Below are 21,947 nucleotides of genomic sequence, written 5' to 3'. Positions count from 1 at the left end.
AGAAAAAATCAGCTGTGCAAAAACTTGGGAGGTTGTTCGATTAAGTTGAAAATCTCAGGAAGGTTTAATGAGGCCAAAAGATTGACTGGTTCAATATGCATATCCTGTTGGTTGGGCTGAAATGTTAGCTGGCCAAGGAATGTATGCGCGGCATGGGCGCTACATACTTCAATGGGGGCAGTCTGATGGTCGGTATCCGATTGTGATGGGGATAGCTGAATTTGAGCAGGTGCATCGGCTGCATGACAGACATCAATGCCCGCTCCGCAGACAAACATGCCCAGTTGTAGAGAAAAAACAGCAATTAATGCCAGATACCGCATGTGGGGAACGTTAGATAGTAATCTTGCATTTGCAAGCGCGCATGATTATTCAGACCACTGTTGCATACGATATTTGCCCAGCCCATCACATAAAACTGGTCATTGTAACTTACCGCAACTCCGGCTGGCTCGGATAACTGACCTGTTCGATGAACTGGCCGTTATGATCAAAGTGCTGAATACGGTAGTTGTAGAAATCCACCACGAACAGACTGCCGTCCGTACCTGTTATAATGCCTGAAGCCACACGGAAGCAACTACCCCACAGGCCCATACCACCGGTGCTGCATGAAGTGGGGGCGGGGGAAGTCTTTCATATTATTATATTTCCGACTGACCGAAGTTGGCCGAACTCAGCCTGTCACCATTTACAGCAGGATGTCGTTTTGGGTTGTAATAACCTACAGAATTTAATTACAATGGAGTGAAGGATTCAAGTTGATTTCAGCTAAACGCCAAGTGGTATAATTCTTAGTTTTAAATTACCGCCATAGCCCCTCAAATCTCTTTGCATTAGTTTGTGTATATCGAACTGTATTCTGGATGTTTTTATGCCCAAGGTACTCTTGGATCAGGCGAGTATCACAACCTTTATCAGCTAAATAGTAGCCACATGAATGTTTTAACATGTGCGGGCGAACATTAACTTCCAACCCGGCTTTTTCCCCTGCATCTTTGAAAATTCTCCAGGCAGATTGTCTGGTGATTGGTGTTCCACGTTCTGATACGAATATGAATTCAGAATGCGGGTTTGAATTGACACGTAGCCATCGTTTGATCAAGCGTAGTTCATCTCCTTCCAACGGGTGAATGTTATGAGTTGAACCTTTTAGTCGCCGGCAGTTAATGCGCCCAGATTGCAGATCAATATCTGATAGTCGAAGGTCAACAAGTTCGGAGATACGCAGTCCATGGCGATATGCCAGAAGAATCATGAGATTGTTCCGGACACCGTGCCTTGGTGACTTCTTAGCAGCGGCGATAAGGCGTTCGATTTCAGTTGGGAATAGGTAATCTCGCATAACTTGTTACATTACAGTGTTTAGGTTGCATTTGCAATCGACTCAGAAGTTCAATGATAGCAACAGGTCAGTCTATTAACATATTACAGTATAGTCATATTGTAACAATAGTGATGTGCTATACTTTTAATAAGCATTTTAATTGGCATCAATGGTATAAAAGCATGATAATCCTCCTATATTTACTCGACCCTGAGTGCTCTTGGAGCTTAGATGATAATCGCAAGTCCAATTTCCGACGCTTTGGGTCTTGATTTGTGCCCACTGTTTTTTAACTGGAGTCCAATTATCTATTTTGCTTAGAAGACAGTTTCCTCTATATGGTCTATAGTAGACTCATCCTATCGGGAGAGAGGTGTTAGAAGCATGATTAACTTTCCAGTAATCACGAATTTATCTATCGACAATTATGAGCTATACCCTGGTAAGGATGGCAATGGACTATCTCATTCCTTTATGCCCGGAGTAACTGTAATTGCTGGGGTAAATGGATTAGGTAAAACAACGCTTCTGAATGTATTGTTCAGATTGTTGGTAGGCCCCAGTGACTGGAGAGCAAACAACACGGCCAATGGCATCGGAAACATAAGACATATGCTTACAGGATGGAAAAACAAAAAATACTTTGCTGAACGAGTTATGGATGAAGCTCATAACTCCCGAGTTTCAGCAACGATAAAATTTGGTAAAGATAAAATTGAAATTGTTAGAAAATTAAAAGATCTATCGATTGTAGAGTTTTCACATAATGATGTTCCTCAATCAACAGATCACAACCATTACCAAAATATAGTTTGTGGAATTTCCAATGTAGGCAGTTTTTTTGATTTTTATTTCGTACTCAAGTATCTCGTATTTTTTCTTGAAGACAGAACATCTTCTATATGGGATAAGAAGGCCATGGATGGAATCTTACGAATACTTTTCTATCCAAGAGGCGAGGCTAAAAAGTTCGCTGAGTTAAGAGATAACATTCAAATTGTAGATTCCGATAGACGAAACTTTCAAGCACATGCATCCAAGCTCTCTAAAGAGTTGCTTGAAGCTTTAAAAAAAGAAGGCCAAGGAGATTCTTTTGGCAAAGAGCTTGGCTCGCTCTCAATACAAATAAATGCTCACTTGGAAAGAAAAAAAGAACTGGAAGGTTCTATTGCTCAGGCTGATGTTCATCGAAATGAAGCTCGCCAAAAACATGCTAGGGCCAAGTTGGACTTAGAAGAAAAGCAGAGGAACCACCAAGAGCTGCAGGAAAACTATTTTTCAAACCTATTTCCATCGATTGAAAACATCGCTAATTATGTTTTGGTAAACCTTGATTCAGGTTCTGGTTGTTTGGTTTGTGGAAGTAGAGAAATTGGACTTGTCGAGCATATTCACAGAAAAATAGAAGATGGAAAATGCCCTGTTTGTGATACTTCATCTGAACATCATGAGAACGTAATCCCTACACAAAAAATCGAAGCGGTAAGATTAGATAAAGTCGCGTTGGAAATTGAACACAAACGTGAAACTTTGAAAGGCTTAAATGAGGAAATTTCTAGAATTTCTTCGGATTATGATGCTCTTTTGAAGGAACAGCTTGATGTAAATCAACAACTCCGTTCTGCCCAAGAAAAAGAAGCACTGATGCAATCTAAGATGCCGACCTCAAGTGATAAAATTGAGCGCTTAAAGAGGCAGGTCAAAGATAACACAGAAACCTTAAACGAACGTCTTTCAAACCAGCGTCAGCTCGAAACTGAAAGTAAGGCTATGTTGAAGATTGGGTTTGAAAAGGTAAAAGGTATTGCCAATGAGATCGAAACCAATTTCAACAATTACATTCAAAGCTTCCTAGCTGAAAAATGTGAACTAAGATTTCAGCCTATGATGGATAAAGTAGCCAACGATGCTGAAAGAATAGAGTTCCCAAGATTTACTATTCGAATGACTTCGAATACCTCACCAAAAAGTCCGCAGCCAAGAAGTGATCGCAACAGTGTATCCGAATCTCAAGCTGAATTTATTGACCTTGCCTTTAGAATGGCCCTGATCAAAACAGTTTCTACTCATAGCGCAGCGATGATGATCTTAGAAACCCCCGAAGCCAGCCTCGACTCAATTTTTATTGGTAAAGCTGGAATGTTACTAAATGGCTTCGCAGATGATGGAAAGGGATCTGGAAATCGTCTCATTGTAAGCACAAATCTAAATAAAGAAGATATGATACCTGCATTATTCGGTGTTCCTCCGGAAGATGAGGTTAAGCGCTGGCATGAATCATCTCCATCAAGTCCATTTCCCATGGCACGAAGTGTTATTCCGAGAGATGAAAGAGAAAGAAGAGTAATAAACCTGATAATAGAGGCGCGAGAAAGCGCTTCGATTCAACAATACAGAGCAGATTACGAATATCGATACAAAGAGGAAGTTTTCCCTAGCTGGGAAGCGTTGCTTTCAAGCTTCAATGAAGGCCATGAAAATGAGTAATACTCCAAATTACTTTCAGCGCATCTGGCTATTGCTGCTGATGGATGCAGTAGAAAGAAATGCCATAGCACCAATTGCACAATTACGTTTTCATCGTCTCGTATTTCTAACGAACACTCTTGCCCCTGTGTATGATTTAGACCCATGCAAAGGCTCGTTAGTAAAGGATCAACGTGGTCCGTTTTACCCTGATATTCAGTGGGATATAGACCGTATGGTTATTAGTGGCCTCCTCAGTATGGATACAACTAATAACCGTATTAATAAAAAAGACTATTGGATTGATGCCTCATATGGCCTGACAGATAACGGCTATCAACTTGTCCGGGAGGCGCTTAAACGAGTTGGTTACAAACCTCTTCATAACTTTTTGTGTGAAGTCGTTGCTGCTTACGCTCCTCTTAAGGATGAGGAACAACAACTCGCCGCATTTGCAGATGCTACTTTCTCTGATTCAAATATAAAAAATGATGAAGTTATCGACTTCGGAGAGTGGAGGGATCTTCGTCATAATTACTCATTTCAAGCCACTGAGCTTTTTGATCAGCTAGCACAACGTCCTTTTCCATTTCTGAACCGAGATAAAATTCATTTATACTTCAAATACCTTGCCAGAGTCGCAGATACTTTTCCTAAGAGAGCTGCGTGATGTGTACTGGTGGAATTAACAAGGAAATCTTACAGGACGTTGTAGGGGCTTCAGACTTACTGGAGCTCCCCTCATCAAATGCAACGGCACCGAGTCTTTTACCAATTGAGATTGCTCATTACATTAGAAATTATATGGAAAACCATTCTGTAAATTCGGGTGCTCCTGATTGCTGCGCTTTTGTAAATATTGATCAATTAAGAAAGACCGCATCGAATCTCGACACTAGCAAACACATTAGTTTTAATATTGATTACAACATTGATATTCAGGGGAAAATATTTCTTACAACTCCCAGTCTAGGGGCTGCATATTCAATTAACACAGCCATTACATCTATAGGCGATATTGATCATTATATTCATGAAAACAACCTTGAAGATTCCCCTACGGTAATAGTTTCATTAAGTCAGAACAAAATTCATTGGTATCCAGATGGAATAGAAGATGATTCATCTCTCAAACAATATGAAATACACTATGTTCAATATGCTACTGAAGCTGAAATTGATATTGCCCTTAAACATTTTCATGAAACTCAAGTTTTAACACCAAGCTGTTCAAAAGGAATCTGGTCTAAACCAGAAAAATATATTCCTGGAGAGAATTTAGAGCAAACGATACAAGAGTTGTTAAAAGTCGCCCTTTCTTTCTATTTTGACAAAAGCCTTGTTGCAAAGGAAGGTTCATCCCAAGTTGGACGATATGATCTTCTTATTGAGCAAAAGTTATCCAATCACAATTTTCATCGCTATGCATTACTTGAATTAAAGGCTATCAAATCATATGCATATTCAGAAAGTGATAATCCAACCCAGTATACTGTCAAGTACGCTAAAGAAGCACTAGTAGATGGCGTGGATCAAGCTGATATTTATAGAAACAAATGGGACGCAAAACTTGGGTACCTGTGTTGCTATGATGCAAGAAAAGATGCCTCAAAAGAAATCATGGACGAAGTGTCTGGTGTAGCAGATGATAAAAACGTCATATTAAGGCATTATATTCTGTACAACTCTTCTAAAAATTTCAGACGCTCTCAGCCAGGATCTGCTTATTCGACCGTGGATTAGTAAACCGGTTTATATTTAAGAAGCCATTCACCCAACATTTTCTTTCTCCCTTGCTGGGCGCTAGATCTCATTGATCGAACCTCAAATTTTTCTACCTGAATTAAGCCTGCTCTTGGGGCCAATTCAGATAGAATTCTTGGGACGTCAATGTAGACGTTCGCATAGCAGCTATCTCCTACGATAGCGACGACTTCTCCTTCATCTGATAGACATGCTCTTGATCCAGCCAAGATACGGGCCATGTCGGAGAAATATGAACCAACCATTTCAGGAATGTGCTTACTCCACAGCTCACTTCGAACAGCATTGAGATCCTTTAATGTTTTTAAAAGTGTCTCTGATTCTGGAGCATTTGCCTGCTCCCTTACAATTGAAACGTGTGATCTTAGCGTTGCTTCTCGAAGGTTTCTGTTGTCTTCACCGATTCTAAAATAGCCAAGAGCCCACAATTCAACATTATAAATATCTGTATAGTCGAAGGAATTTGGATATGGAGGTGAAAAGAGGCACAAGTCGGTCATGTTGCACTCTGCGATCCTGTCTCTTGAGTCTCCCCGGAGGAGTTCATAATCCCATTCTGCTCTATGCGGGAATTTACAGATATCAAAAAACACTATTTCAAATTGAGACTGGAATGCATCATCAACATGCATCGCATCCTTACGTCTATTCTCCCACCCCTTTCTGTAACGACGTCCTTTTCCATCAATATGAACATTGCTTAAGCCGATAAGAGTTGCCCCAAGGACTACTTTGAAAAGACGTTTGTGATTTTCATTTAGTTGATTAATTGCCTCTAAATACTGGGCTATACGTTCTATCACCGGTCTATCAAATATCCATCGATCTTTATTCCCTGGTTCAAATAATGTCTTGGGAGCACCTGCATAGATGGTGGTTATATCCACGTGAATCTCTCTGACCACATCACATATATGCGCATAATCATGCCGAAGGTTGCTAATGCTGTATTGAGTCAGTTTAGATTCAATCAAATCGGCCAAAAATGGATTTACCTCTATGGTAGTTGGACGAGCCCCTAAAAATTGTGATGTGACTGCCGTTGTTCCCGATCCGCCAAATGGATCTAAAATATGCCTTGGGCGCGTATCCATAGAGTTCACAACATCTGACACAAGCTTGGGAGAGAAGGCTTCCTTGAAATTATACCAACGCTGAAAGGATACACCTTTGGTCCCTTGGGCTGTGCTTGACGGCTCCTCAAGAGATTGGCTGGAGATAAAGCTGTTCAGATCAAAATTCTGTAAAGTTGTTAATTCATTCGAATCCATATGTTGCCCTCCAGCCTTTATGCGCATATAGTACCATAATTATGCGCATATATAAAGGATTTCATGAACTATAAAAGTATAGGTCAAAAGCTTCGAAAGCACTACGAAGAGATAGGAATGACCCAAACTGATATTGCTATAAAACATAAATGCACTCAGGGGCAAATTAATCGTATTTTTTCAGGTCAGTTCACGAGCAAATCAGAAATTGCTAAAAAGCTATCAAAAGAAGCAATGATTGATTTGAAATCAACAGTTGCAACTGATTCTTTAATTAGCGTTTTTAACGAAGTATATCGCTTATGGGATGGATCTCCAGAAGGAGCAAGAAAGTTAAAAACAATTCTTTCATCAATACGCTCTCTTAAATAATCCAACGCCACAATATGCAATCAGCATAAAAAAAGGCAGCGGATTACCGCTGCCTTAGCTTTCCTGCGAAGCCTTTTACAATAGCCTAGGTTAGCCCTTATCGCCCATTAACCTTTTCACTGAATGCCTTAGCTATATCAATAGAAGCAACGTTGCTTCTTTCGGATTGCGATCACAGCAAGCCACAATGAATAAATTAACCTTGTGGATAAGACTCTTCCAACTTCATTTTCACCTTTTTACCGATTTCATCTGAGAACATATCAAACCATTTTTTTGTATTACCTTCTATTCCACCATCTTGTGAATCAAGTGTTGCACGCGCCAAAGCTGCGCCAAGTGCTGCTGGATCAAAGATATTAGATGCACCTCTCTGATGCCTCGCTGTCATTACTAATTGAACTGAATAGCCGTCTTTATATGGGTAAATACCTGCAACCCAATTCATACTAGTACCTCGTGAAGAATTATCGCTGCCTGAACGAACGGAAACAGTCGCTCCTGGTGTTTGGGGGAACTGCATTGTCACAGGCCCAAAAGCCATATCTTTGATCTGGAAACGACCAGGTTTTTCAGGCATTGGATGAGGTGGTATTCCACTCACTACTTGTGCGTTGTTGTTTAATTCTTTTGCTGCATCAACAACTGCATTTCTTACCTGAGTTAAGTTGTAGTCATTTGATACATGATATATTCGATATCCAGTGTAAGTTTCAGTTGTTGGTGCGACACTAGCACAGCTTGTGATAAGAGCGATTGAGGCAATTGCCAACACTCTCCATAATTTTTTCATAAAATACTCCCTCCAAACTAGTTGTTTGATGGCAGATATTATTACCCCAAAATAGGGTATTACAAGTATAAAGATACCGTGCATTGCATGGATCGAGATAAATGGAGCGCACGACAGGAATTTCTATGGAAATTACTGCGTGATATACGCAAAGAAAGTAATCAAACACAGACTGAATTGGCCTTGAAGTTAAAAAGGCCACAGACGTATGTAAGCAAGTATGAATTGGGCGAGCGCCGGCTAGATATGCTTGAGATCTACGATATTTGTAATGCCTGTGATGTGACATTGGCTGAATTTGTAGAACGGGCCGAACCAAAGCTTCAGAAGTATTCTGCTCTGAAAGGCTGATTATAATAGTTTACATGGGGCTGAATAACTTGTGAGCAAAAGCAATCCTATTTATTCAGTGCGCCGCATTTACAAACGCGGCCCAACCGGAATTACTAGCCCTCGATTTTGCGCTATGAATGCAGTTCTAAAAGCTGATAACGTAGAATCTCCTCAATGTGTGTATAACGAAAAAGTAGCTACAAATCTTGCTCAGACACTACATATACCTAATGCAGCAGGAGTTCTTGCTGACACCTCTGGATCTACTTCATTTGCCAGCTTGGAGATTGCGAGCCCAGGTATATCTCTTCCAAACATACGCAAGTCATGGATCTCAGGAGCTGCAAAACTTTACCCTGATTATGTAGCTGCTCTTATCGTATTCGATATACTAATTGGTAATAATGATCGGTATCAGAACTTAAAAGTCAGCCTTTTCACTCCGCATATGGATATATTCACTGCTTTTGACCACAGCCATGCCCTTCTTCACCCATGGCACGAGCCCCATAAGGCTGTCGAGTTACTTATGTCAGATAGCTTAATCGCTAAGAAGCACACATTTTATGGCCATGTCTCTCATGAAAGGCTACTGCATTGGGGGCGGCGTATTAAAGAAACACGGAACTACCTTATCAAAGAATGCTGCGAGTTTGGGAGGCCAATTAATACTGTCGATGTAGCCATGCAGAAGAAACTTGGGGTTGCGTTGGCATACAGAAAAAAACGACTTCTTCACATTATTGCTGATCATGAGGATGTGATCAGGTGGACTACATAAACATCATGGAATACCGGCTCATCCAGTTTTCTCGCAACCCATTGCGTGAAGAGGGAAAGAATATTGGTGTAATTGCATTTGACGGCTCATGGGCTGGCTTTAAGGCAATTGGAATGCTTGATGGTGTGGAACGAGCTGAGCTTTATGGCTATTCCTCAATTGCAGGCCCCGATTATCGAGAAAGCCTTTGGGTGTTTGGAGAGTGGATTGAGTGGTTTAAGTCTCTTTGCATGGAGTCTGAAGGAAACAGAGAGAGAATTAACGCTGAACTTAGTGAATTAGAGAATCAGACACTTCATTTCATATCCACCAAGGGTGGATACTATGAAACGACTGGAGAGCACCCTGAGACTGCTTTAGCCGAACTTTTTGAAGAACTGGTAGGTAAGCCCCCGAGCGGGCCAAAAGAAGGATTTAAAGAGCTTCTAGAGAAAATTCTGCACAGGGCTGAAATTATCTTTTATCCTGAATTTGATAGAGATGTTGAAGTTACTATTGATCCTGAAAATGGAGCATCACCTATTGTATTCACCCTCGATTATTATCTTGGTGGTGAGAAACGAGTAGGATTTAAAAAAATTCGATTCCAGAATGCTCGAGTTGCAGCATTGGATGCAAAAGTTAACGATGCCATTTATACATTTAGTGAGGCACAGAAAACTGGGTTCCTTGATAAAGAAAGATGTGTTGTGCTTTGTGATACGCCATCGGCGAAGAGAGCTAACTACATAGATCGGTTACAGTCAGTTGCAACCGTAATCGATATCTCAAAACATAGAGCTTATTGGGATATCTCTACCATCTGTTCCTAATGCATTGCACCACTGCCGCTTTTCATAGGGCGTGAGTTTCTTCATGGCCCTTTCAACTCGTATGGCATCTCCATGGGACCCAACTTTTACCTTCGCGATAATTTGGATGGGAGTATTAATTTTGGTAAACAGAGACCCGCGTCCGGATTCATGTACCTTGAACCGCTTTTCAACATCTTTGGCTATGCCAACATAAATACCGCCGCCCCTGCATTCGAGCATATATAGCCACCAGCTATCAGTTTGCGACATACTGCTGTGACCGGCTAGCGGAATCTGCTTCATCGTACATGCGCGGATCCAGCAACTTTAAGTATTTGATGGCAGTAAGTGTCGAGATTCCATAAGCATTTACTAACACTTTTGGGTGTCGCATACCTGATTGATATGCGTTGTAAATTGATGTTGCAAACAACTGGTCTGCGGAAACTCCCATATCTTTTAGAGCGTATGATACGGCTGAAGAAGTCATGTGGCAGCCATATTTCCGCCCTGGGAACAACCATTCATTCTGAAGGTCGTCTTCCATCATGGAAAGTGCATGACGGTGTTCCAAATACCTGTCAAACAAGGCGCTAATTCTTGGATCAAGTTCAAGTTCAGTTGATCCGAAAGCTACGCTATAAATGCCCTTTTCATTTCTTTGGATTTCTGACATGCGAAGTCGTACAAGCTTGCTTGGCTGCTGGGCATACATGAGCATGAATATGCCAATCACTCCTTTCTTGGTTTCTTTTCCCTCAGAGCATAACCAGTTTTTAATTAGCTCATTGCATTTGTCAGGGGCTAAAAACATATCTGTTGGGATGTTTAAATTAACCATCTCAATTTTCAATTTCCTGAACACTTTTCCGTGCCTGTTTAAGTAGGTGACAAGTGTGCGCAGTGGCTGTTTATAGCCGGGGTTTTGGAAAATAAACCCATCAACAATATCCTGATGGATTTGCCTATGGCTAATAATTCCACATGAATCGACATGATTATAAAATCGGATTGCTACCTGCAGAGCACTAGATAAGGTTCTTGGCCTGAACCGAGCATTCTTTCCTTTCCATCCGCGATCAGCATACCGCTTTGCAATGGTTTCAAGGTGCTCTTGAAAGGCGATCATTTCCTTTTCAAACCATTTTCCACGTGCCTGAGTTACATACATATTTTGACGGCGCTTCTCCGCTTCGGCTCGGATTTCATCGCGGGTTAGTGGTGTGAATATCCCAAGACTTGCAAGATAGTCATACGGAGTTGTAAATATACGGAGACCATTCGGCCCAAAGGTTTTTAGTAACTTCTGACCGCAAACTGAGTCACGGCTCGTAAACATAGTATCGACCTTCATGAAAAAAGGGAAATACTGTTCGACTTTCATTGCAGCATAATTGGGAGTCTGCAGCTCCATTAGTGATTGAATGAAATCCGCAAAACATTCTTTGGTCCACTCGTTACTCAATAGGGCTTGGCAGCGGATAACTCGCTTAATTGCGTAGTCGCGCCAGTAGCAGTCTTCGCATCTGGTCTTGCTATGCGCTACTCCTTTCTCTCCGCACTGAGGGCAGATAAATGGATTCGTTCCACGTTCATGGCACTTTTTACATATCTGCCGTCCCTGAGAATCAAGAGCTTCCGGGCTTCGATGTTTGTGGCACCCTGGACATGTAATGCGAGCATTTTTCCTGCAGCTTGGGCAAATAGATTCATGGATACCGGCCGCTGAATCAGCTTGCGTAAACAGGCTGTAAGTACCGCAATGTGCACATGGTTTGGCTTTCTTTACTCTCTCCCTGCAGGACGGGCACATTGGCCGGCTTTCTGGCCAGTCGGCTGTTCCAGTGAAGTCATTGTGACAAATAGCACATGGTCGCTTTACAAGCACCCTGTAAGCACATTTTGCACAAACAGGCTTTCCATCAATCATTCTTCCACCTGAATATGCACTTTCACCACAATGGGTACATATTCGTGATTTGGTTTTACAGCCATGACAAATGAAGTTGTCTTGAGGCATCGTGTTACATTCCTTTCCACAGGTTGAACAAGAAACTTTAGGAAGCTTCTTATAGCACCCTTTGCAGAACCCATTCTTTGGTGCATTCCTGAATGAATAGACGCGCCCTATCATAGGGCGGTCACAGAAATCACACGGAAGAACGGAATTGATACACACTGTTATTTACTGTCCTTTTACAGGCATAGGTCGAGCCTTCCCACCAGTAAGAGATAAAACATTATCTACTTCTCTGGGTTCAGTGTTTTTTTGTCTGGTTTTTGGTTTGGCGGTTGGTATAGCTGCGCCTTTGTCAGCATGTATTCTGCTTACCGGTGCATTTGAGTTCTCAGGCTCATCATGTTCAACAACAATCAGGTCATTGGGATAGCAGTGAAAAATTTCCATTAGCCCACGTAAAACAGTAACACTAATTCTGTCAGGCATCTTGTTAACAATTCTGGTTACTTGAGCGGTGGATATCTCAACGCCCCGTGCATCCAATTGGCGAGCAAGTTCCGTAGCAGATCTAATATCATGCTGTGCCATCATTACTCTAAGGTTCCATATTATTTTCATTTTTCCCCTCCTCCGTTGGTATCTTTACTTTGTAATGCGTTATCGATTTGTGACCTGTTGTATTCATTGAGTTGTTTGTTTACGAACTCATCACCACAATGGGTATAACCCTGTGTGGTTGCCGAGTATTCATGTCCCAATTTGCGCCTGCTGTATTCAACACTATAGCCCGCTTCAGCCGCATGGGTTGTGTATGTGTGTCTAAGGCAGTGTGGAACAAAGCCCAAGCCTTCAAGACCGGCATATTTCAAAATTTTATTGAAACGATAAATAAGGCTCTTTGGACTCAGGTGAGTGCCACGTTCAGTCAAAAAGAATACTTCTGTGTTCGGGTCACAGTGCGGTTTTTCAAGGAATCTGGGGCGAACCTCATCAACATACCATTGAAGAATTGGAGGTAAGTTAACATTGTCTACAGGAACGGTTCGAATTTTGGGACCACTACCATTACTGCCTTTTCCAAATACTGTGGCAAAACCAAAATCACCAAACTCTGGAGTACCAGGATTTTCTCTAAAGGATTTAGTAGTTAGCCCACAGCACTCTGAATTCCTCAATGCTAAAATGTAAAGTGCATAAAACATGGCTTTATCACGCTGCAGTATTAAAAACTCTTTGGATCTGAATCTGTATGCTTCGACTATCTGTTCATCAATAGTATCAAAGAACTGTTCAATCTGTAGATGTGTAAAAGCAGGACGTTCATTCGTATTCTGGTTTTCATTCTTATGGGGGATCTTATTTTCTTCTGTGACGATCTGGCGAGCCTGCACGCCAAAGCTATTCATGATTTCAGCACGAAATTTCACATTGTTGGCGAAGTATCTAAAAAACTGCTGAATAGCTGTCTGATACTTTCTCTGACTTTCAGTTGCGAGCTTCCGTTCGATACCAATGTGGTAGCACCAAGCATCAAAATCGTCTTCATCTGCATTCCAGGGAGCTTTCTGGATGTAAGTCAGGAAATCATTCAGCGTCCTTAAATCACCTTGGACTGCTTTCTCAGTATGATTCAATGCACCGAGTCTGCGCTGCTCATAACCCTTGATGATGGCATTCAGTAGGGCTTGCTCCTTTTCAGGAATATTAAGAGGGTTGGCTTGAGTTTGGACAACCTGCACGTGCTTACGAGGCATGGTTGCCTCCTAATCGACTTAATTCACCAGTGCGGAATCTCCAATATCTAACTTGCATGAGGAGCATGATATCCGCATTAAATGCAATAGTCAATCTTTTAATGCGTGATTCCCGCATGTTGGCATTAAGAGGATAGGTGAACTTTGCATTAAACGTAACCTTTTGAACTGAAAGGTTTTTTAAGTGATAGGTGGAAATTCTAATGCTCAGAACATACTTGCATTTAATGCAATATTCAGAGTGGCAGGCGAACTTTTTTAGGTTGAATATTTTGTTTATAAACGGACACTTAGGGCGTGTATTGACGACCTTGATTTGAATACTGGTAATATTGGAAGGTTGGCAATTCATCAAGAAATAGAATGCCATGATCAGCCTTGGATATTTCACCCGGTTTCGGGTTACTTCCTCCACCAATGATTGCCACATCGGAAGCAGAGTGATGCGGCTGCCGCAATGGCGGCTGTCTGCTCATTGCAGGTCGGGAAGTATCACCGGATACACTATAAATACGTGTAACCTCAAGTGCCTGCTGCATCGTTAAGGGCGGCATTATACCGGGCAATCGATGTGCCAACATGCTTTTACCAACACCCGGCGAACCTGTAAAAAGCATATCGTGGTACATTAGACCAGAATTGTTTGAATGGCTGAAACCGGCCACAAAAGGACAGTCGGCAATCTTTCTGTAAAAGTTTATAGTGTCACCCTGACAGGTAATGTGAAATTCCTTATTTTCGACTTAATATTCAATATCAAGGAAATCAAGGGCGTAGATAGGAGCGTAATACATGGAAAATCAAGTGCACGTATTACCAATTTAGGGGGCAATATGACTGAGCAAATAGCGTACACATTAGTATCGGCAAGTTTCGGCTTCATTGCCGCAATTTGTTTTTGCATTGGATCATCATTTCTCAGTAAAAATAAAATCGTTCTTTTGGCAACAACATTCTGGAGTTACAATGAAGAGCAGGCGAAAGCAATAATTTCTCAATCAGCACAATACTTAACTGGTGCGCTATTTCTTATCGCCGCTTTTGTCTTTCAAGTTGTGGCAACTCAAGCATCCCAAGCCACTGTGCAAATGCTTCATCCAGCTCTTGAATGCGGTTATGCATTCGTAATATTCGTTCTTGTTCCGAGCGGTATTTTTGCTTTTTGCTTATTTCGCGTTCTGATCCTGCGAGAAAAAACAATATTAGAAGAGCTGAAAAAGAATTAAATTATTACCCACGCTAAACCAGACGTTAGTTGAAAATGTGACCGTCTGAAGTTGGCCGACTCTGCCGATCACGACAGGCGACTCACGGCCAGAAGTGGCCATTCAGTGCGCGTCTTTTAATATTTAGCTGTCGAGTTTTTTCCTGATCAGGCGACTCAGACTCTCTATGGAAAACGGCTTACTAAGCACTGTTTCATTCTCCATATCAGATTGGATATTCTGATCGTAACCGGAAATAAAGATGATATGCACATTCGGATTGATATGCCGAATATTCTGCGCAGCTTTGACCCCACTCATCACCGGCATAACAATATCCATGATGCATAGATTAATCTCTTCAGCATGGGCTTTGAACAAATCAACAGCCTGCTGGCCATCTGTTGCGGTCAGCACCTGATAGCCAAGTGATATCAGCACTTCCTTACTTGTCTCAAGAACATTTGCTTCATCATCAACCAGAAGAACCATTTCACCATGTCCTTCAGAAGGCACATTCTCCTGCTCTGATGAGGGAACTACCTCCTCCTGCCCCAGCACTGGCAGGTAAATGTGAAATGTCGCCCCCTCACCTTCAATGCTATCCACTTCAATGAAACCATGGTGGGTTTTGACAGCTCCAAACACCATTGCCAATCCCAGCCCTGTGCCTTTACCCACCTCTTTGGTCGTAAAAAATGGTTCAAACAAATGCTCAATCTGATGCTTAGGAATGCCGCATCCATTATCTTGCACACTTAAGTGGGCATAAGATCCGAGCTTGAAATATGCATGGGTATCAATAAATGACTTATCAGCATGGAATGTTTCAAGTTTAACAGTGATGCATGGGCTTTCTACTTCCTCAAGTGCATCTCGGGCGTTATTGATCAGGTTCATCAGTACCTGATGAAGCTGGGTTGCATCCCCTTCGATTAGCACCGCGTCACTACAAACATTCTGATGTAACTGAATATTTTCAGGCACGGATGTGCGTAGAAATTTAAATGTTTCTTTGACAAATGGAGAGAATGGAAGCTGCTTCACTCTGACTTTGTCTTTGCGAGCATAGGTAAGCAATTGATGAATCATATCTGCAGCACGAAAAGTGATATCTTCCACATTTGATAGCTTATGGATTACATCCGGACTGTCCTGCAACTTCTGCTTAGCCAGATAGAGATTTCCCGTTATGCCTGCCAGCATATTGTTAAAGTCGTGAGCAATACCTCCGACTAGTGTTCCTATAGCCTCCATCTTCTGAGCCTGATGAAACTGCTCTTCAAGGCTTTCATAGGAACTTAAATCCTGCTGGATGCCGACATAGTTAGTGATGTCCCCGGATCTGTTTTTGATGGGGGAAATAGTAAGTATGGCCGGATAAAATTTACCGCTCTTAGTTCTGTCGATCAGCTTATCACACCATACTTTCCCGCTCGTGATTGTGGCCCACATATTTTCATAAAATGCGTCATTTTGATTGCCACTTTTGAGGATTCTGGGTGTTTTACCGATAGTATCTTCGCCGCTGTACCCTGTGAGTTCTGTAAAAGAGGGATTTACATATTCGATAATGCCATTGCAATCGGTTATTGTGATGGATTCGCCAGCCTGTTCAACAGCTTGCGATAGCTTTCTCAGCGACTCTTCTGCATTCTTACGATCAGAAATGTCTTCCACAACAGCAATATGGAAATTCGGTGATTCGCCTGGTTCCCACATCGCCGAAACAGTCAGATTCACCCACACGATCAAATCATCTTTGTTGCAGTAGCGTTTTTCCATCGTAAACTCACGAATCTTACCTGCTTTTAATAGCTCCATATTGGCTAAGTCTTCTGCAAGATCATCTGGATGGGTGATAGTCTGAAAATCTAACTGTTCAATCTCTTCTTTCGGATAGCCTACAATGTCGCAAAATTTCTGATTAACTCGAATAAATTCACCAGTGTGATTGTTAAGTTGAGCAACACCGATAGCGGCTTGTTCAAAGAGCGCCCGGAAGCGCTGCTCGCTATCTTTCAGCTCACCCTCGATGCGCTTGTGCTCAGTAATGTCGTCATAGCAACCCAACACACCAATAATGTTATGATCAACATCAAGCAGCGGCACCTTGGAGGTACGTAACAAGAGCGTATTGCCATCCGGCGTGGCCTGCAGCTCTTCATGAGCCAGCTTGGGAGAGCCTGTGGTCATGACGGCTTGGTCGTCGGCACGGTACAGATCAGCTCGATCTTTCCATACTATTTCATCATCCGTTTTGCCAATCATATCTTCAGGGTTGGAAAACCCGGCATCTTGTGCAAACAGAATGTTGCAGCCCAAATAACGCGAATCACGATCTTTCCAGAACACACGAACAGGGGCTGTCGCAATAACAGTCTGAAGCAGGTCAGCGGTAGCTGCCAGTTTTTCATTGCTTTCAATCAGCCGCCTTTCAGACTGTTTCATGGAGCGGCGCTCCAGCTCCAGCTCCCACACTTTTTTATCCAGCTTACGACTCAGAGCACGCACATGCATCAGCTCCAGTTCATCCTCCGGCTTTAAAGGAGCAACTGGCACGTCCAATCGTTGCTGATCAAATTCGTTCATCACGTCGCGCACGATGTCCATAAACTCCGACCTATCCATCGGCTTGATGATAAATCGTGATCCTCCGGCCGCCATAGCCAGCTCCCGGTCAGCCTCCTCCACGTAGCTTGCTGTATAGAATATGAATGGGATATGGCACAGCGCCGCATCTGTTTTGATCCGCCTGCATAGGTCGAAGCCATCCATCTCCGGCATGAGAATATCCGAAATAATGAGATCCGGTTTATCAGATAGTGCCATCTCCAACGCCTCACGGCCATTTTCAGCGCATGTTACGGTATAACCTGAAGACTCCAGGTTAGCCTGCAGGATCAGGCGGGTATCTTCGTAATCATCTACAATTAGTACTTTCATATTCTACCTCTCTGTTTCACCACTCAGAGTAATTGTTCATCAGGATGATCGCCTCATACTGATTCCCCGATCGCTTCCCGAATTTGCTGGATCACCAGACTGACATCGATGGGTTTTTCAATGTAAGCGTTGCAGCCAGCAGTCAGCAGCAATTCACGGTCGCCAAGCATGGCAAAGGAGGTCATGGCAATGATCGGAATGCGACCATTGGCTTCGGAAGCACGAATGCGCCTGGCCACCTCCAGCCCGTCAATGTCCGGTAACTGGATATCGAGAATGATAAAATCAGGCCGGTGTTCAATCGCCATGGCGACACCCTGTTCGCCGCGCATTGCCTTAAGAACAAGATAGCCATTTTTTTTCATAATAAAGGAGATCAATTCCATATTATCATCATTGTCTTCGATGATCAGCACGGTTTTGCTCATGCCTTACCTCCTGATATTCCCCTGTTTTTTTCATCAATCAGCCTGCGCGGTAAGCGCAGTTTGAAGCAGCTGCCAATACCCGGCTGGCTATCAACGCTTATCGAGCCCGCCAGTACTTCTGTCATCAGTTTTTTGGTAAGATATAGCCCCAGGCCTGTCCCGCCAGCCTTGATCGTCAGTTCAGAATCGAACCGTACGAACGGCTGGAACAGTTTCGATACCTCATCCCCAGACATACCAATGCCGACATCCCTCACCTCGATAATCACCTCTTCACCTAACTGCTCCGTAGTTAAGGTGATTGTTCCCTGCACAGAATATTTCACTGCATTGCTGAGCAGGTTGAGCAGGCATTGCAGCAAACGCTGCCGGTCCGTGGACATCAAAATAGTCGGAGTAGGTGAGTTCAGTACAATGCTGATGTTCTTCTTGCGAGCAGCAATGAGATTGCCCTGCATGGCCTCATCCAGCAACCCATGCAGCTCAAAGTCCTGCCCGGTCGCTTCGATCTTGCCAGCCTCAACCTTGGAGAGGTCGATAATATCCGAAATTAGCAACAGCAGATGTTTGCCAGCACCATGTACCCGCCGCAACTGATCACGTTGCAGTTCGTTAATCTCCCCAGACAGCCCCTGCAAAATAAGATCGGTAAATCCAAGGATGGAATTCATTGGCGTACGCAACTCATGTGACATGGAAGCGATGAACATGCTCTTCAGTTTGTCCAGTTCCTGCAAATGCTCATTGGCCTCAGCCAACTCATGCGTTCGATTATCAACCAGAGCCTCAAGATGATCCCGGTACTTCACAAGTTCAATTTCACTCTGTTTACGCTCAGTGATATCGGTAAAGAAAACCGACAATCCAGATTCAAATGGGTAGATGCGATTTTCAAACCAACGATCAAACGGTTCGTAATGATCCTCGAATATGACCGGGTTTTGGGTTGCCAGCGAACTCTCATAAGCATTGGCAAAGGGTGTTCCTTTCGCTTCAGGGTATTCCTGCCAATAGTTCTTGCCGATTAGATCTTCGGGGTTACGGCCCAGAATCTCGCCACCATTCGCGTTAACATAGGTATAATTCATTTCCGCATCGAATGAGACGAACCCATCACTCATCGTTTCAAAAACATTAATCAGTCGCGCATTCAACTCGCGCATTTGGTCTTCCGCCTGACGGCGCTTAGTGATGTCTACAATGGCGGCGATAAAACCAATAACATGACCGAATTCATCAAGCTCCGGTGAATAGTGAACAGAGACCACCAGTAGATTTTCTGATGCTGGCCGTAACACAAGGTCATAGACTGATGGTTGCCCAGAAAGGGCTGTATCCATGTGAGGGCAGGCTTCGACGAAAGCCTCTGCGCCAAGAATCTCTCGAGCGTGTTTCCCTATCAAGTCAGCCGGATCTAATCCAAATATTTCAGCATAGGACTGATTCACGAACTTATAGCGTTTATCACCATCGCATTGAGCAATAAGAACCGGCGCGTGATCTGTAATAAAGCGAAGCTGCCCCTCTCTCTTGCTTAGCGAGAAGGTCAGATTACGAGCCAACAGTTCTGCCTTGCGCTGGGTGTTGAACAGATTCCATGTAAGCACGATCAGCAGCAAACCGATCAGCAATGCGCCAGCCACCTCCTCATGCGGCGAATAGATACCGATTGAATGTGCGTAGGAAGGCATGGCTTCGAAATTGAGTCGCCAGGTGCGCCCCCAAGCCTGAAGATGCAGATCGCGTTGGATCAGGGGCGTATCAGCCTCTTCCTGTGCGGGAAAACTATCATAGAGCAGGTCCTCAGAGTTTGTGACGCTCTGGTCGTAGATGCGAAGGCGGAAGTCATTAATATGCCGCCCCAGCATGCCTTCAATCAGATCGTTCATACGATAGGGACTATAGATCCAGCCGATCAGAGCCTGTCGCCGCTGTTGCACAGTCTCCAGTGAGTTATCTTTCTGGTACAGTGCTACATAAAGCAGGCTGCCCGCCTGTGGTTCCTCTCTGGTTTCCTGCACCAGTAGCACTTTACCAGTAAGAGCGAGGGTGCCGCTGTCGCGCGCGCGCGCCATTGCTTCGTGGCGGACAGGCTCTGAAAACATATCGTAACCGAAGGCGCGCTGATTCCGCCAGTCAAAAGGCTCCAAATAGACAATTCCGCTATAAAGGTCGCGCTTGCCTTCAGGCCAGATGTGATAGTTATCAAAGCCTTCGCTGTTAATTTCCTTCTCGTGAGCAGCAATACTGGCCGGGTGAATGGTGATGGAGTAGCCGACGCCCTGAATTCCTGGATAATCCTTATTCAGCTCCAGGTTTGAGACATATTCATGCCACTCCTGCCGTGTTACATTTTGCGAGCCCAGAAACAGACTGCGCCCTCCTTTTAATATCTGTCCGTAGGAGGTCATACGCTCGGCGATTTTGGTCTTCACTTCAGTGATATCTGTCTTAAATTCACTCTGTAGACGTTGCTCTTGCTGCTCTTGTAAAAAAAACCATAAATAGAAAATGCTTCCCGAAACCAGCACAGTCACCAACAGCGTCGCAATCAGCGCCTTTTGAGAGGTGATATTATTTAAGTCTGAAGCAATCGACAAGCGGGCCCCTTTTTCTATACCCATTTCGAGTATTCAGTGATTAGTATAGACCATAATCGATTTAATCGAAAGTTATTTACAATAAAGGCCACTAGTTTTGATTAGATTGGATTCCTCCCGAGGCAATAGATACAAATCAACTTCGAATGACTGCTTCTGGCCGGAAACGGCCATTCGCCCCTCTTCGTACTGTGATTTTCTAATCTAACCTTGGGGAGTACACCATTAGCATATGGTGCTACATTAGACCAGAGTTGTTCGACTGACTGAAACCGGCCACTTATGGACACTCGCGCTGTCTATAGATGAGTGGCGATTAAGGCAGGTATGAAACAATCACCCTCCATACCTACCCTAATTATCAACTTTTAAAAATGAGAATTATTATCCACTAAAAATAATCCAGTTTACGTTAGCATTTTTTGGCCTTGTTTCCGGTTCCGTGCCAGCCTCTTTAAGCTGTATGTCAAGTGAGTGCTTTTGTGCTTCCCACCCTCTATCATTAATTATTCCGGCGCCCCCTGTTTCGAAAAAATAATTATTATTATTATAAGTCACTTCATGATTATGCTTTTCAAATGCATCTTCCTGCACTGACCCGACTTGATCACCAGCCAGCCCACCTACATTTGAAGGCAGCCGTTTATTTGAATTAACGTCTCGACCTATTCCGCCATCAACACCTCTAAGAAAGCGCCCCCGGTAGTCAGGCAAGTTGAACGTTTTTACTGCATCACCTCGGCCATGTATATCACCGATCACATCATAAAGTTTATTATATTTCTTTCTATCAACCGCGGCCCCATCACAAAACAGCCAACCACTTTTCTCTAAATCAGCCATTTGTTCGGGCCCCATTGATCCTGCATACGGAAGAACAGAACCAATAGGAAACCGTGATTTGGCCATTCCAACTTTGCCCACATTAGAATCAACCATTAGATTCAACCTCATTATTCAACGCTGGAAATGCCTTGGTTATTTCTATTAAAAGAATATTTTTCATACTTCCTCCCTAAATTGAAATCACATTGTCGATGGATAATAGGTATAACCTTCACCACCTTATCTCAGTATAGACAAAAAAATAGCACATTGCTTAGGTGGTTATATTTTCTCCAGAAGGTTCAATCTGAACGACCGCATTTGGCCG

21 protein-coding genes are annotated in these 21,947 nt (G+C 43.1%); 8 read left to right on the top strand and 13 right to left on the bottom strand.

Annotated elements, in window-relative coordinates:
• Positions 1-8: 8 nt before the first annotated feature.
• Positions 9-323 (bottom strand): hypothetical protein, encoded by a 315-nt coding sequence (locus D8Y20_RS08565; RefSeq protein ID WP_121542743.1) that lies wholly within the window; start codon positions 321-323, stop codon positions 9-11.
• A 482-nt stretch (positions 324-805) separates the two neighbouring features.
• Entirely contained in the window at positions 806-1,345 is a 540-nt protein-coding gene (locus D8Y20_RS08560) for a tyrosine-type recombinase/integrase (RefSeq protein WP_121542741.1), read from the bottom strand.
• A gap of 366 nt (positions 1,346-1,711) precedes the next feature.
• Between D8Y20_RS08560 and D8Y20_RS08555 the strand changes: the two genes are divergently transcribed.
• From D8Y20_RS08555 to D8Y20_RS08545, 3 genes are read left to right on the top strand one after another with little or no spacing between them, the layout of a single operon-like run.
• Complete coding sequence (locus D8Y20_RS08555) at positions 1,712-3,814, top strand: AAA family ATPase (protein WP_121542739.1); 2,103 nt, start codon at positions 1,712-1,714, stop codon at positions 3,812-3,814.
• Positions 3,801-4,463 carry a hypothetical protein gene (locus D8Y20_RS08550; RefSeq protein ID WP_147434048.1) on the top strand — a complete coding sequence of 221 codons (663 nt, stop codon included), beginning with the start codon at positions 3,801-3,803 and terminating at the stop codon, positions 4,461-4,463. The genes D8Y20_RS08555 and D8Y20_RS08550 overlap by 14 nt, the downstream gene beginning before the upstream one ends.
• A complete protein-coding gene (locus tag D8Y20_RS08545) occupies positions 4,460-5,536 on the top strand; it encodes a hypothetical protein (protein ID WP_147434047.1) in 1,077 nt (358 codons plus the stop codon). The genes D8Y20_RS08550 and D8Y20_RS08545 overlap by 4 nt, the downstream gene beginning before the upstream one ends.
• On the opposite strand, the gene D8Y20_RS08540 is transcribed toward D8Y20_RS08545, so the two are convergent.
• The gene (locus D8Y20_RS08540; RefSeq protein WP_201265591.1) at positions 5,533-6,828 is read right to left on the bottom strand and encodes a hypothetical protein; all 1,296 of its coding nucleotides are present in this window, start codon (positions 6,826-6,828) and stop codon (positions 5,533-5,535) included. The two genes, D8Y20_RS08545 and D8Y20_RS08540, sit on opposite strands and share 4 nt — an antisense overlap.
• 63 nt (positions 6,829-6,891) lie before the next feature.
• Between D8Y20_RS08540 and D8Y20_RS08535 the strand changes: the two genes are divergently transcribed.
• Positions 6,892-7,200, top strand: coding sequence for a helix-turn-helix transcriptional regulator (locus D8Y20_RS08535; protein ID WP_121542733.1), 309 nt, complete (start codon positions 6,892-6,894; stop codon positions 7,198-7,200).
• Positions 7,201-7,396: 196 nt separating this feature from the next.
• On the opposite strand, the gene D8Y20_RS08530 is transcribed toward D8Y20_RS08535, so the two are convergent.
• On the bottom strand, positions 7,397-7,993 hold the full coding sequence (locus tag D8Y20_RS08530; RefSeq protein WP_121542731.1) for a hypothetical protein: 597 nt from the start codon (positions 7,991-7,993) through the stop codon (positions 7,397-7,399).
• Positions 7,994-8,080: 87 nt separating this feature from the next.
• Here D8Y20_RS08530 and D8Y20_RS08525 point away from each other — a divergent pair, with 87 nt between their 5' ends.
• The 3 genes from D8Y20_RS08525 (at position 8,081) to D8Y20_RS08515 (ending at position 9,919) form a co-directional block, all read left to right on the top strand.
• A complete protein-coding gene (locus D8Y20_RS08525; protein WP_121542729.1) occupies positions 8,081-8,344 on the top strand; it encodes a helix-turn-helix domain-containing protein in 264 nt (87 codons plus the stop codon).
• A gap of 115 nt (positions 8,345-8,459) precedes the next feature.
• Positions 8,460-9,107 (top strand): hypothetical protein, encoded by a 648-nt coding sequence (locus D8Y20_RS08520; protein ID WP_236075359.1) that lies wholly within the window; start codon positions 8,460-8,462, stop codon positions 9,105-9,107.
• A complete protein-coding gene (locus tag D8Y20_RS08515) occupies positions 9,095-9,919 on the top strand; it encodes a hypothetical protein (protein WP_121542725.1) in 825 nt (274 codons plus the stop codon). Before D8Y20_RS08520 ends, D8Y20_RS08515 begins: the two co-directional genes overlap by 13 nt.
• On the opposite strand, the gene D8Y20_RS14035 is transcribed toward D8Y20_RS08515, so the two are convergent.
• The 5 genes from D8Y20_RS14035 to D8Y20_RS08490 form a co-directional block, all read right to left on the bottom strand.
• A complete protein-coding gene (locus D8Y20_RS14035; protein ID WP_370050653.1) occupies positions 9,875-10,141 on the bottom strand; it encodes a GIY-YIG nuclease family protein in 267 nt (88 codons plus the stop codon). The two genes, D8Y20_RS08515 and D8Y20_RS14035, sit on opposite strands and share 45 nt — an antisense overlap.
• Positions 10,142-10,157: 16 nt before the next feature.
• Positions 10,158-11,315, bottom strand: coding sequence for a hypothetical protein (locus D8Y20_RS08505; RefSeq protein ID WP_121542721.1), 1,158 nt, complete (start codon positions 11,313-11,315; stop codon positions 10,158-10,160).
• Positions 11,316-12,086: 771 nt separating this feature from the next.
• A complete protein-coding gene (locus D8Y20_RS08500; protein ID WP_121542719.1) occupies positions 12,087-12,479 on the bottom strand; it encodes a helix-turn-helix transcriptional regulator in 393 nt (130 codons plus the stop codon).
• Positions 12,476-13,615, bottom strand: a complete 1,140-nt coding sequence (locus D8Y20_RS08495; RefSeq protein WP_121542717.1) for a tyrosine-type recombinase/integrase — start codon at positions 13,613-13,615, stop codon at positions 12,476-12,478. The genes D8Y20_RS08500 and D8Y20_RS08495 overlap by 4 nt, the downstream gene beginning before the upstream one ends.
• 290 nt (positions 13,616-13,905) lie before the next feature.
• Entirely contained in the window at positions 13,906-14,244 is a 339-nt protein-coding gene (locus tag D8Y20_RS08490) for an ATP-binding protein (RefSeq protein WP_236075358.1), read from the bottom strand.
• An 18-nt stretch (positions 14,245-14,262) separates the two neighbouring features.
• Between D8Y20_RS08490 and D8Y20_RS08485 the strand changes: the two genes are divergently transcribed.
• Positions 14,263-14,841: a hypothetical protein gene (locus D8Y20_RS08485; RefSeq protein ID WP_121542715.1), complete on the top strand. Its 579-nt coding sequence runs from the start codon at positions 14,263-14,265 to the stop codon at positions 14,839-14,841.
• 123 nt (positions 14,842-14,964) lie between these two features.
• Here the strand turns inward: D8Y20_RS08485 and D8Y20_RS08480 are convergent, their stop codons facing one another.
• From D8Y20_RS08480 to D8Y20_RS08465, 4 genes are all read right to left on the bottom strand, one after another.
• The gene (locus D8Y20_RS08480) at positions 14,965-17,766 is read right to left on the bottom strand and encodes a PAS domain S-box protein (protein ID WP_121542713.1); all 2,802 of its coding nucleotides are present in this window, start codon (positions 17,764-17,766) and stop codon (positions 14,965-14,967) included.
• A gap of 53 nt (positions 17,767-17,819) precedes the next feature.
• Complete coding sequence (locus D8Y20_RS08475; protein WP_121542711.1) at positions 17,820-18,194, bottom strand: response regulator; 375 nt, start codon at positions 18,192-18,194, stop codon at positions 17,820-17,822.
• Positions 18,191-20,818 (bottom strand): CHASE domain-containing protein, encoded by a 2,628-nt coding sequence (locus tag D8Y20_RS08470; RefSeq protein WP_121542709.1) that lies wholly within the window; start codon positions 20,816-20,818, stop codon positions 18,191-18,193. Before D8Y20_RS08470 ends, D8Y20_RS08475 begins: the two co-directional genes overlap by 4 nt.
• 360 nt (positions 20,819-21,178) lie before the next feature.
• Positions 21,179-21,733 carry a phage tail protein gene (locus tag D8Y20_RS08465; protein WP_161957603.1) on the bottom strand — a complete coding sequence of 185 codons (555 nt, stop codon included), beginning with the start codon at positions 21,731-21,733 and terminating at the stop codon, positions 21,179-21,181.
• Positions 21,734-21,947 lie beyond the last annotated feature (214 nt).

The organism is Mariprofundus sp. EBB-1 (assembly GCF_003665155.1).
Classification (GTDB): domain Bacteria; phylum Pseudomonadota; class Zetaproteobacteria; order Mariprofundales; family Mariprofundaceae; genus Mariprofundus.
Note: the sequence above shows the minus strand (reverse complement) of the source record. Positions and strands in the feature narration are given on the sequence as shown.

Excerpts from the sequence above, each read along its gene's own strand:
- D8Y20_RS08565 (WP_121542743.1), bottom strand. The coding sequence starts at position 323 with ATGCGGTATCTGGCATTAATTGCTGTTTTTTCTCTACAACTGGGCATG.
- D8Y20_RS08560 (WP_121542741.1), bottom strand. The coding sequence starts at position 1,345 with ATGCGAGATTACCTATTCCCAACTGAAATCGAACGCCTTATCGCCGCT.
- D8Y20_RS08555 (WP_121542739.1), top strand. The coding sequence starts at position 1,712 with ATGATTAACTTTCCAGTAATCACGAATTTATCTATCGACAATTATGAG.
- D8Y20_RS08550 (WP_147434048.1), top strand. The coding sequence starts at position 3,801 with ATGAAAATGAGTAATACTCCAAATTACTTTCAGCGCATCTGGCTATTG.
- D8Y20_RS08540 (WP_201265591.1), bottom strand. The coding sequence starts at position 6,828 with ATGGATTCGAATGAATTAACAACTTTACAGAATTTTGATCTGAACAGC.
- D8Y20_RS08535 (WP_121542733.1), top strand. The coding sequence starts at position 6,892 with ATGAACTATAAAAGTATAGGTCAAAAGCTTCGAAAGCACTACGAAGAG.
- D8Y20_RS08530 (WP_121542731.1), bottom strand. The coding sequence starts at position 7,993 with ATGAAAAAATTATGGAGAGTGTTGGCAATTGCCTCAATCGCTCTTATC.
- D8Y20_RS08525 (WP_121542729.1), top strand. The coding sequence starts at position 8,081 with ATGGATCGAGATAAATGGAGCGCACGACAGGAATTTCTATGGAAATTA.
- D8Y20_RS08520 (WP_236075359.1), top strand. The coding sequence starts at position 8,460 with ATGAATGCAGTTCTAAAAGCTGATAACGTAGAATCTCCTCAATGTGTG.
- D8Y20_RS14035 (WP_370050653.1), bottom strand. The coding sequence starts at position 10,141 with ATGCTCGAATGCAGGGGCGGCGGTATTTATGTTGGCATAGCCAAAGAT.
- D8Y20_RS08505 (WP_121542721.1), bottom strand. The coding sequence starts at position 11,315 with ATGGAGCTGCAGACTCCCAATTATGCTGCAATGAAAGTCGAACAGTAT.
- D8Y20_RS08500 (WP_121542719.1), bottom strand. The coding sequence starts at position 12,479 with ATGAAAATAATATGGAACCTTAGAGTAATGATGGCACAGCATGATATT.
- D8Y20_RS08495 (WP_121542717.1), bottom strand. The coding sequence starts at position 13,615 with ATGCCTCGTAAGCACGTGCAGGTTGTCCAAACTCAAGCCAACCCTCTT.
- D8Y20_RS08490 (WP_236075358.1), bottom strand. The coding sequence starts at position 14,244 with ATGTACCACGATATGCTTTTTACAGGTTCGCCGGGTGTTGGTAAAAGC.
- D8Y20_RS08485 (WP_121542715.1), top strand. The coding sequence starts at position 14,263 with ATGGCTGAAACCGGCCACAAAAGGACAGTCGGCAATCTTTCTGTAAAA.
- D8Y20_RS08480 (WP_121542713.1), bottom strand. The coding sequence starts at position 17,766 with ATGAAAGTACTAATTGTAGATGATTACGAAGATACCCGCCTGATCCTG.
- D8Y20_RS08475 (WP_121542711.1), bottom strand. The coding sequence starts at position 18,194 with ATGAGCAAAACCGTGCTGATCATCGAAGACAATGATGATAATATGGAA.
- D8Y20_RS08470 (WP_121542709.1), bottom strand. The coding sequence starts at position 20,818 with ATGGGTATAGAAAAAGGGGCCCGCTTGTCGATTGCTTCAGACTTAAAT.
- D8Y20_RS08465 (WP_161957603.1), bottom strand. The coding sequence starts at position 21,733 with ATGGTTGATTCTAATGTGGGCAAAGTTGGAATGGCCAAATCACGGTTT.